Annotated in this window: 6 protein-coding genes; all 6 read left to right on the top strand. The window is 35.4% G+C overall.

Annotated features, from left to right (window positions below; all coding sequences use genetic code 11):
• The first annotated feature begins 272 nt into the window (after positions 1-272).
• The 6 genes from PHE88_11235 to PHE88_11210 all read left to right on the top strand — a co-directional run bounded on the left by PHE88_11235 (position 273) and on the right by PHE88_11210 (position 11576).
• Positions 273-3326 (top strand): glycoside hydrolase family 38 C-terminal domain-containing protein, encoded by a 3054-nt coding sequence (locus tag PHE88_11235; GenBank protein MDD5688389.1) that lies wholly within the window; start codon positions 273-275, stop codon positions 3324-3326.
• A 236-nt stretch (positions 3327-3562) separates the two neighbouring features.
• Positions 3563-5335: a DUF6067 family protein gene (locus tag PHE88_11230; GenBank protein MDD5688388.1), complete on the top strand. Its 1773-nt coding sequence runs from the start codon at positions 3563-3565 to the stop codon at positions 5333-5335.
• Between the two features lie 122 nt (positions 5336-5457).
• Positions 5458-6531 carry a discoidin domain-containing protein gene (locus tag PHE88_11225; GenBank protein ID MDD5688387.1) on the top strand — a complete coding sequence of 358 codons (1074 nt, stop codon included), beginning with the start codon at positions 5458-5460 and terminating at the stop codon, positions 6529-6531.
• 490 nt (positions 6532-7021) lie between these two features.
• On the top strand, positions 7022-9703 hold the full coding sequence (locus PHE88_11220; GenBank protein ID MDD5688386.1) for a carbohydrate-binding protein: 2682 nt from the start codon (positions 7022-7024) through the stop codon (positions 9701-9703).
• Between the two features lie 136 nt (positions 9704-9839).
• Positions 9840-10757, top strand: a complete 918-nt coding sequence (locus PHE88_11215; protein ID MDD5688385.1) for a hypothetical protein — start codon at positions 9840-9842, stop codon at positions 10755-10757.
• Positions 10758-10865: 108 nt separating this feature from the next.
• Positions 10866-11576 (top strand): PIG-L family deacetylase, encoded by a 711-nt coding sequence (locus PHE88_11210; GenBank protein ID MDD5688384.1) that lies wholly within the window; start codon positions 10866-10868, stop codon positions 11574-11576.
• The last annotated feature ends 49 nt before the right edge of the window (positions 11577-11625 follow it).

The following is an 11625-nucleotide window of genomic DNA, read 5'->3' as shown; positions in this document are numbered from 1 at the left end:
GGGCAATGTTTTTTTGTTCATTATTAAACCCCTTTGATATTGTAAAGTCTATTTTTTACTTTTTCAGACGATTATACAATATTTTAAGGGTTAAAAAAACAACACAAAAATACTATTAAGCCCATTGTGACCCACCAATGGATTCTTCAGATTCTGTTGTAGAAGTGGATTAAAATAGATTATTTTAAGGAAGGAGAAAAGGTCTTTAAAATTGAAAAGCATCTGCTAAACTTGTATAATTAAGTTGAAAAGAAATATAGGGTAAAGCATAAATGTTAGAAAAGATTAATGAATGCGATAGAGTTTTTAGTGAGTTTACTAAAAAAATAGATAAAATCAAAAGATATAACGGCTATAAATATTTTTTTGGTAAACAGGATGGCTTGGAAAAAAAGAAATTTGAGAATCTTGAAGGACCTTTTTATGCAGAAGGGTTTGTTTGTCCGTTTGAATGTAATGAATACTGGTTAAAAGGTGAAATTATTATCCCGGAAAAAATAGCAGGGATATCAACTGCTGGTTCAAAGGCTATACTCTTTCATGATTCGGCGATTCAATCTAAGTTATATTTAAATGGCGAAGAAATATTTGATAAAAAATGGTGTTCGGCATTTGATGTTATTTTGAAAGATTCTCTAGAAGGAAATGAAAGTTTTGATATTACAATTCGTTACCGTAAATTTGAAGGGATTAGCTTCGCGCCGAGGCAAATGATACTTATTGATAAGGTAGAATCTACCTTATTGACAACAGATACTTTTTTTAGAACTATTAAATTCCTAAAAAAACTGATTGACTTAAATGAAATAAAAGATAAGAAACATATCAAAATATTTCAAGTTGTTGTTTCACAAATACCGATAGAATTGTTAAGAGATGAAAAACCACAAGAATTTGTGGACCATATAAAGAAAACGGAATCAGCAATGCAAATGTTTTATCCATATCTTAAAAAATATTGTTCATACCTAATAGGGCACGCACATATTGATATGAACTGGTTGTGGGATTGGGAAGAGACAAAAAACACATCAAATCAGACATTCGTTCAGGTAAAGAAGTTTATGGAACAATATCCAGAATTCTGTTTTTCCCAGAGTCAGGCAGTTTTATACAAAGCAATGGAAGAAAATTATCCCGAAGTATTTGAAAATATTAAAAAAAGAGTAAAAGAGGGGCGTTGGGATGTTACAGCATCTACCTGGGTAGAAGGTGACCTGAACATGGCATCAGGAGAGTCGTTAATCAGACAATCGCTTTATGCAAAACAGTATACACGTGAAAAATTAGGAGTAGAATCAAAAGTTTGCTGGTGTCCCGATACTTTTGGTCATCCAATTACATATCCACAGATATTAAAGAAATGTGGTATTGATTATTATTATTTTTGCAGGTGTGGTAAAGATAAGCCTACCTTTTATTGGGAAGGAATTGATGGTTCGCGGGTGTTGGCATTTAATTATGGCAACTATAGTGAACCGATTGGAGCTAATATTGTGTCTCGTTTTGAAGATGTTAGAGAAAGCCACAACCTAAGAAAAGATCTTGTTTGTTATGGAATAGGAAACCATGGCGGAGGACCAAGTATTCGGGATATTAAAAGTGGGTTAGTCCTTAGAGATAAGAATATTTTTACTGAAGTGAAATTCAGTACTGCACATAAGTTTTTTGATGATGTGAAAAAAGAGATTAAAAATATTCCTGTTGTAAAAGATGAGCTCAATTACGAGTTTGAAGGTTGTTATACTACACATGCTGATATAAAGAAATATAATCGTCAATGTGAGAATCTGCTTGTTACAGCTGAATTTTTAGGTTCATTAGCATCTGTTTATGGCTATGAATATCCATTAAAAGAAATAAGAAAAGCATGGCAGGACACATGTTTCAATCAGTTTCATGATATATTTGATGGTTCTGCAATTCATATGGCATATGAATATTCTAAACAATTAGCAGAAAATATAATAAAAATAGCAAAAAATACTATAGATGAATCAACGAGAAGGATAGTATCGCTTATTTCATTTAAAGGAAAAAAGAACAAATCAATACCAGTTGTAATATTTAATCCGCTTTCTTGGGTAAGAGATGATATCGTAGAGATAAAACTTTCTAAATTAGAAGTTGAAAATGCGAAAGTAGAAGATGATTCGGGTAAATTAATATCATCTCAAGTGTATGATAATAAATTACTATTTAAAGCAGAAAGAGTACCGTCGTTAGGGTATAAGACATATTTTATTAGTAGTGAACCAAAAAGCAATAATATAATTGATGAGCCAAAAATTGAGAAAAAATTTGAAAACAGTGAGTATCTTTTAGTAATGGATTTAACAACAGGTTGCATTCGGCAACTTTATGATAAAAAACAAAAGAAGGAATTAATAAAAGGTGGCAATCTTTTCAAGCTTTATACCGAATTGCATCAGGGTATGACAGCTTGGTATATTGGTAAAACAGATACAATAAAAAGTATATATACCACAAAAGTAAAAAAAACTATTAAAGGTTCAGTATGCGATATAATAGAAACAGAAACAAAAATAGAAGATTCAAAGATAAACCAGCAAATAATATTTTTTAAAAATATAAATAAGATTGAATTTAGAACACATATTCTATGGAATGAGAGAGGAACACCAAAAAGAGGAGTGCCGATGCTTAAAGTGTCTTTCCCTATAAGTATTATGTCGGAAGTATCTAGTTATGATATTCCATTTGGTACAATTGATAGACCGAATAATGGACAAGAAGCACCGGCATTGAAATGGGTGGATTATTCTGATAATAAAATAGGAGTATCTCTGTTGAATGATTGTAAGTACGGACATAACATACAAGGCAATAATATAGAACTTACACTTATCCGTTCACCATATGAGCCGGATTTAAATCCTGACTGTGGAGAACATACATTTTGTTATGCTCTTTATCCTCATAGGGGTGATTGGAAAAAAGCAGTTGTGAATAAAAAGGGTTATGAACACAACATTCCGCTTATAGCAGTAGTAGTAAACGATGTTAATGCTAGTAAAGATAATAAGGTTTTACCATTAGAAAAAGCATTTATGACAAACACAGCGGACAATATTATAGTAACATGTTTAAAGGTAGCAGAAGATGCAAAAGGACTTATTATGCATGCATATGAGAGTGAATGTAAAGCAACCAAAAATAGTTTTAAATTTAACATAGATGTTAAAGCAGTGACAGAAACAAATTTAATAGAAGATAAGATATCTTCAGTAAAAGTAACAAAAAACAATCTGGATTGTAAGTTTAGTAAATGGGAAATAAAATCTTATCGCATTTATTATAAATGAGTATACCTTTTATATTCTTTGAAAATGCTATGCCCAGGAGAGAATTATACCAGTAAAAATGGTGTACTATAAGGGGAGTATAAAGTATGGAAGGAATGACAGTTGAGGTAAGGAAAGATGGTAATGAGAAATGAAGTAAAATAAATAGGAAAAGCAGGTAGAGGTAAACGTAGAGAAATTTTGTTTTCCTTTATCTGGTTTACCTCTTTAACTGTATCACAAAAGGAGGATAGTTTATGAAATGGAAAAGTTTTTCAAGGGTAGCAGCACTAGTAACATTAGGTATTAGTTTTTTGGCAAATGTTTCTTATGCAAAAGTGTCGTATGATACTTTTACAGAAAACTCATTGATAAGTGTATTTCGTGACAAATTATTTACAGGTACAACTAAAACAATAGAACTATATGCAGCAAAAGATGAGTATGAACCTGCACAGATAGTTATTATTCCAAAAGGTAAAGAAGACCTGAAAGGTATAAAGGTAGAATTCAGTGATCTTACATATGCACTACCGGGTAATGATGAAGGCGATGTTTTTAAGATAAGTAAGGATAATTTTGAATATCATTCTGCAGCATGGATAAATGTAGATGCAGTAAAGTATAATCTTGATTTGACTGAAGGACAAAAAAAATTATTTCTAAATGCACGGCATCTTAAATCTTTAAATGAAATTTTTGGATTTCGTCCTGACCCTTTAAAATTAGACAAAGTATTTGATGCACATCCTAATAAGAATAATACTGTCTGGCTTACTTTTTATGTTCCCAAAGATACAGTAGCAGGAACATATACAGGGACAGTTTCTATTATTCCCAAAAATAGTAAACGGACAGACGTAAATATTTCCTTGAAAGTATGGGATTTTGTTTTAATAAAAGAATGTCCTTTAAAACTACTACCTTGGGGAGATGATACAGCTGCTGCTAAAGCAATAGGAATATCTGGGTTTGACTATAAAAAGATGATAGGAAAACATATGGTTAAACTTCATCGTGGCAATACATGCCTTTCGTGGAATCCGCCATCCGAAGGTTCTTATGATGAATTTGATAAACAGACAGAAGAACTTATACAGCTTGGTATAACCAAGTTCTGGATTTTTATAGATATGCGGTATTTTTATCCAGAAGGACCTCTTCGTACTAAAGAAGTCTATGAACGTATGGGACCGGAACGACAAGCAATACTTAAAAAAACATACAACCATTTGAAAGAGAAAGGCTGGTTAGATAATTTTATATTGATGACTTGGGATGAACCCGATTTTCTAAAAGCAGGTATTCTTGAGAAGTGGCAGAAATCACAACAGGAGATAATAGATGCCGGATTTACAGAATTTGAAACAGGTTTTACCGGTCATGTTTTAGGATCTCTTAATCAAATGATAGGCTATGCCGGAATATGGACTGCTCATCTTGGACTGTGGGAAGGCGAGGCAACCGACTTTTTATTAGCAAGAAAGAAAGCAGGCGATAAGATAGGCTGGTATTGGGGCTCAACATTAGTTGCTCCCGGTAATACGTTGGATCAGCTTTTAATAGAACAAAGAAATATCTTCTGGCTTGCTTATAAATATAATATTGATTTATTTGATATTTGGAATTATGACCAAAGTTGGAGAGGATATGACTATGGTGAGAGAGATGGAGTGAAGACTTTTTGGAAAACTAACGAAGAGTCATTCCCAATAACTAGCTGGACAAGGAATTATGTTTACCCTAATCCTACACTTGATAAGAACAATCCGTTTTTGGGTTCAATCCGCGAAGAAGTTTTCCGAGAAGGCAGGGAAGATTATTGTTATTTATATATGTTAGGACAATTAGTTGAGAAAAACAAAAAAGCAGGAAACACTCAACTGGCAAAAGAAGGAGAAGATGTTATTGCTAATAGTATAAATATGGTCGCCCGAAATATGACAGATTATTCAACAACTCCTTCTGATATATATCAGGCGAAAAAAATGGTAGCTGAAGCTATTTTAAAGCTTTCAAATAAAAAATAGCAGGTTGAAAAGAAATAGTTATAGAGTTATTGGATTATAAGGTTTTAGGGGTTGACTTAAAATTCTACGGACTTTATAACTCTATGAACTCTATAACTTTATTATGTGGGAGGTAAGTGAAGATGAAAAATTGGATAGTTTTGAGCTTGGTGTTTGGGATGTGTTTAACTTGTGTGGGACAAGTTGAAGCAAGAAAGAAACCCATTAGTAAAAAAACTAATGCTATTAAGAAAAGTGACGATAAGGTAACCGAAACTGCTACTAAAAAGAAAGGCTCAGTAACGGATATAAAGATTGAAGCAGAAGATTTTGATAAGGGCGGAGAAGGTGTAGGATATCACGACAAAGAAGCAAGAAATTTTGGGGAACAATATCGTCTCAATGAAGGCGTAGATATAGAAGCTAACGGCACTGCCGGAGGTTATGATGTCGGCTGGGTTTATGCAGGTGAATGGTTAAAATATACAATAGATATAAAGACAGCAGGGACATATACAATAGAAGTGCAAGCAGCAGCAGGCGGTAAGGGCGGCACTTTTCACGTAGAGTTTGATGATGCGGATAAGACAGGACCAATAACAGTACCTGATACAGGTAGCTGGCAGACTTGGAAAACACTGACAAAGACAGGAGTAAGTTTAAGTGAAGGAAAACACGTAATGAAGTTAGCAATGGACACAAACGGCACAGAAGCAGTAGGTAATTTTGATTATATAACTTTAAAATATGAAGGTGCACAAAGTGATGCTGGTGCAGAAGAAAAACCGGTTATAACTTCCACTAAAAAGCAAGCCGGTATTGCCGGTAATATTGCAAAAGGAAAACCGGTTACAGCATCATCAACAGAAGCAGGATATGGCAATGTGGCGAGTAATTCAGTAGATGGCGATTCAACAACGCGATGGTCATCAGAATATAGTGACCCGCAATGGATACGAGTAGACCTTGGTGGTGTTTATGATATTAAAAAGGTAGTTTTAATCTGGCAAGAAGCATTGGCTTATGGTAAGGACTATCAGATACAAGTATCAGATAATGATACTAACTGGACAACTATATACGCAAAAACAAGTGGTATGGGCGGTACAGAAGAAATACCATTAAGTGGCAGAGGTAGATATGTCCGTATGTATGGGACAAAAAGAGGGTCACCTTACGGATATTCGTTGTTTGAATTTGAGGTATATTGCCAATAACAACAACGCCATCAGTAATAAATATATTAGAAATAGAAAAATGATATAGAGGTGTCCGAAGTCCTTAGTCCGATGTCCAAAGTAGAGCCCCACCGACTTCGTCGGTGGCACCTGCTCCATCTTCGGCGAACATCCACCGAAGCATCCGCCACAAAGCGTTGGCGGATTACCCTTTACGCATTCATCCCCCGACTTAGTCGAGGGTATTCTGCGTAGGCGGGTAAAAAAATAAATATAAAAGTAAGGAGAAAAGCAGGTAGGGGTGTTAACTATACCTGTCTCTCTTTATTATTTATAATTACATTACACATACACATTTTTTATAACCAAGCAGATTATAGCACATAAGAACATAAATCTATGCGCGGAGGTCGGAGCCACTGCACCTACCGAACACACGATCCCGAAGGATTGAGGAAAATATTAGAACAGAAAGTTAAAAAACTATCGCACTGTCACACTATCGTATTTTTTCATTGGGGGTATTTAAATGTTCAGGCAAAAGTTGTTAAAAGCAGTATGCATGTTTGTAATAAGTATGTTTGTGAGCATCAGTATTTTGTCAGGTGTAACTGATACAACACCACCCGCCAAAATAACATATTTTCTGACTGCATATCCGACACCTAAATCAATTACACTTGTATGGCGGTCTGTTGGTGATGACGGTAACACCGGCACAGCAACAAAATATGATATTAGATATTCCAAATCTCCTATAACCACAGAAACCGAATGGAACTTAGCCACTAAGGTTAAATGTGATATTACTCCAAGTCCTGCAGGTTCTGCGGAATCATTTATTGTTTTTGGATTATCACCTACAATAAAATACTACTTTGCAATCAAGGCAGCAGACGAAGTACCAAACTGGTCACCATTATCTAAATCGCCGAGTGCTACAACACCCACTATCACAGATACAATACCACCCGGAAAAATAATAGACCTGACAACAAGTAACCCAACCGCAAATTCAGTAACACTTACATGGACTACTCCTGGCAACGATGACAATAGTAAAGGTCAGGCTGCGAGATATATACCTTATGATATGAATCGTGATAATCCAATCTCGCAGTCACAATTACCATATCATCTAGCTTCAAGATATATACCATACGACATAAGATATTCATTGTCACCGATAACAGATGCTAACTGGGATTCTGCGACCAAAGTAAAAGGGGCACCAGCCGCACAAGAAGTATCCAAACCAGAGACATTCACTATTGTTGGTCTTTCACCTTCAACAAAGTATTATTTTGCAATAAAAACTGCAGATGAAGTTCCTAACTGGTCAGTTGTATCAAATAGTCCTAGCGACACAACAAAAGCTATAGGTATCACTACTCCATATAAAGGAATACCGTTTCAGATACCTTGTAAAATAGAAGTCGAAGATTTTGACAATGGTGGTCAAGGTGTGGCATATTATGATACAACACCACGTAATTCTGGAAACGCGTATCGTACAACAGAAGATGTTGACATTGAACCTTGTAATAGTGCAAGCGGAGGTTATGATATTGGATGGGTTATGGCAAATGAATTTCTAAAATATACAGTCAATGTAAAGACAGCAGGAACATATACAATTGAAGTGCGAGTTGGATGTGGTGGTAATGGCGGTAATTTCCATATAGAATTTGATGATGTAGACAAAACAGGACAAATGACAGTTCCTAATACTGGTGGGTTTCAGATTTGGCAAACAATAAAGAAGACAGGAGTAAGTTTAAGTGCAGGGAAACATATAATGAAGTTGGTGATGGATACTACCGGTACTGAGGCAACCGGTAATTTTGATTATATAAATATAATAAGTGAAGGACAACTAAAACTTGGTATAACAGTAACATTACCTAATGGCGGCGAGAATTGGGTTGCAAATAATCATGTTAGAGTAACATGGACAAGTCAAGGTAAAGTAGGGAATGTAAATATAGATTTATCAATTGATGGGGGAACAAACTGGACAACTTTGATATCTAATACAGCGAATGATGGTATTGAGTCAATAATAGTTCCAAATAAAGCGAGTAGTACTTGTAAGATACGAGTACGAGATGTAAATGGTACTTCTAGTGATATGTCAAATGCTAATTTTAAAATTTCTCTTACTCCGCCAAATGACAAGTTACTTTTTCATGAAGGAGCGGTATTCCCAAATCCCAATCTTGCACCGGTAAATCCGCCATATCTTATTTCTTGGCGAGCTGGACCTGGTGAGCAACCTCACGAAACGGTAAATTATGCCGGTTATAAATGGGCTGATAAGTCATGGCATGATGACATGATATCTAAAGGAAAACTACCGATACCATTCAGTTACGCTTGCAGAGATGATGCATCACAAAGCACGAATCTATGGTATCTTGACACTGAAGAAAAGATGTATGACAACTACTTAAGAGCTGCAGAGGAAGGATATTATGGCATAGAAATTGACGAATGGGTTGTATGGGAAACTGATAATAGAGTCAAGGAATCTATTAGTGCACTCAGACGAGTGAAAAAACAATACCCCAATTTTTACATGACTGCTGGTTATTATGGTGATGGTTTTGATGATACAATGGCAAGTGCAAGCGATATAATAAATATTTATGAGCCGGAGATATATATCTACCCTGGGACAAAGGACTATAGAACATATATCAAGAAATGGACTGATTGGATAAAGTACTACGGGCTTGAAGGTAAGAATGTAGGTCTCCTTAGTGGTGGAGACGACTTTCACGGTCATCCTGCAGATATCGACTTGTGGATAAAATACTTGCGAGCAGAATCACCTCAAATGGCTAGTCTTGGTATATCAATATTTAAACTTTATGCATTAACCCCGGATGAAAGGGCAAAATATGACAAAGTGATGGATGATAACTTCTTTAAAATATCACCGTCTGTTTTAATAATTGCACCGACTAAAAATGCAAAATTAAGCGGAACAGTCAAAATTGAGGTAAGTGCTGCTAAGAACCCGGAGACAGGCAATCCCGTTGTTTCTTATCGTTATTTCATAGATAGCAAACTTGTTAAGATTTCAGCAATTGCTGAATATTTATGGAACACTTCAGGTTATTCAAAAGGCAAACATATAATAACAGTTCATGCAGTAGCAGATGACTATCTCGCTGGTGTGAGTCAAGTAAATGTAACATTAAAATAGTCCTTAGTCCGATGTCACGACATCAGAGGCAAGAAATAAGAAATAGCGATAGGAACAGTCCATAGTCAGAGAGAGTGTGTCATAATTGGATTATATCAGATAATGGATATAAAGCTGTTTCATTTAGTGGAGGTGAATGATGGAAGTAAGTTACGTGGACAAAAACGGTACCCCAATGACTAGAAAACAAGTTCAGTTATTACCGCCTGAACAAATGCAGGAACGTTCCGGAATTCCAGTTAATATCCTTTCCACTACAGATGTTATTTATGAAGCTATTGCTGACATTATGATCGAGACCATTTTAAAAAAGAAAGACGAAAAAGTTACGATGATACTTCCCGTAGGTCCGATTGGACAATATCCGGTGTTTGCCAGAAAAGTTAAAGAGAATAGGATTAGTTGCCGTAATCTGTGGACTATCAATATGGACGAATTTTTAGATAGAAATGGCAGAACGGTTCCAGAATCTCATCCTATGTCCTTTAAAGCAGAGATGATGAAAACCTTTTTTAAATTAATTCCACCAGAACTGAGAATGCCGATCGAGCAGATGTTTTTTCCGCGTCATGACAATATGGACGAAATAAATCACTCTTTTGATGAACATGCAGAAGATGGAGTAGATCTCTGTTTAGCTGGTGTTGGTCCGGAAGGACATTTTGCTTTTAATGAAGACCCTAATTTTAGACATGTAGAAGTTTCCGAAGAAGAATTTCTTAATGATCGGACTCGACTTGTTCTGGTTAACACCTCTACGGTGGATATGGATGCCCTGGTAGCAAGTTGTGGAGATCGTTCTGTGGTTCCTCCCTTTGCCGTAACAATCGGACCGCGTGATGTTTTATCCGCAAAACGAACAGAAGTGATTTTTTTTGCGGGAAAATTTCAACGAATCGCACTTAGAGAAACTTTATTTAGGAAACCTACAATGAAGTTTCCCGGTAGTCTTCTCAAATTGAGAAGAAAAAAAGATGGTAGTTTCGAACCTCAAAAGATTACTATTTGGGCAACCCCGGTAGAAGGTGGTACTGTTACTATACAGACGATTTAAAATGATAAGAATCAAAAAAATATCTGTTGTTCATTCGCATCTTTTTGTGATGTGTTGCTTGTACTAATTCGTGTATATTCTTAGTTTAGAATTTGAGGAGGAAAATCTATGGATAAATTAAGAATTCTTGCAGTAGGTGCTCATCCCGATGATCTGGAGATACTTTGTGGCGGAACATTATCTAGATACTCTAAGTTAGGGCATACTGTAATTATGTCTAATATTTTAAATGGTGATAAAGGACATTACTCAATGGATTCAGTAACTTTGGTAAAAGTAAGAAAGAAGGAATCAGAGAATTCAGCGAAAATTATTGGAGCAATAGAGATATCTATCGATATTCCTGATGGGCAGCTTTTTTCGAATCTGGAGACAAGAATAAAAATTATGGATCTAATTCGTTCTACGAGACCGGATGTTATACTTACCCATTCTCCAAACGATTATATGTCTGATCATACGACCACCTCCCAATTAGTTTGTGATGCCAGTTTCTTAGCTGCTTCACCTTTGTTCAAAACCAAAATAGATGCACATAATAAAATACCGCCGATATTTTTCATAGATACAGTATCAAGTATGAATTTCTTACCTACAGAATATGTTGATATCAGTGATACTTTTGAAACCAAAAGGGAAATGTTGAGACAACACGAGAGTCAATTAATCTGGTTAAAAGAACATGATAATATCGATATCTTAGAATCAATAGAAATAGTTGCTCGATTTCGAGGTTTGCAGTGTGGCGTGAAATATGCAGAATGCTTTTGTCCATACGACGTTTCGGGTAGAAGGGTCACTAAACGACTTTTACCATAGGCAGCAGAAAATTATTTATTCTCCTTCACCAAATACCCCGTAGCTTGCT

The organism is Elusimicrobiota bacterium (assembly GCA_028718185.1).
GTDB lineage: Bacteria > Elusimicrobiota > UBA8919 > UBA8919 > UBA8919 > JAQUMH01.
Note: the sequence above shows the minus strand (reverse complement) of the source record. Positions and strands in the feature narration are given on the sequence as shown.

Coding starts and splice junctions, on each gene's coding strand:
- PHE88_11235 (MDD5688389.1), top strand. CDS start 273: ATGTTAGAAAAGATTAATGAATGCGATAGAGTTTTTAGTGAGTTTACT.
- PHE88_11230 (MDD5688388.1), top strand. CDS start 3,563: ATGAAATGGAAAAGTTTTTCAAGGGTAGCAGCACTAGTAACATTAGGT.
- PHE88_11225 (MDD5688387.1), top strand. CDS start 5,458: ATGAAAAATTGGATAGTTTTGAGCTTGGTGTTTGGGATGTGTTTAACT.
- PHE88_11220 (MDD5688386.1), top strand. CDS start 7,022: ATGTTCAGGCAAAAGTTGTTAAAAGCAGTATGCATGTTTGTAATAAGT.
- PHE88_11215 (MDD5688385.1), top strand. CDS start 9,840: ATGATGGAAGTAAGTTACGTGGACAAAAACGGTACCCCAATGACTAGA.
- PHE88_11210 (MDD5688384.1), top strand. CDS start 10,866: ATGGATAAATTAAGAATTCTTGCAGTAGGTGCTCATCCCGATGATCTG.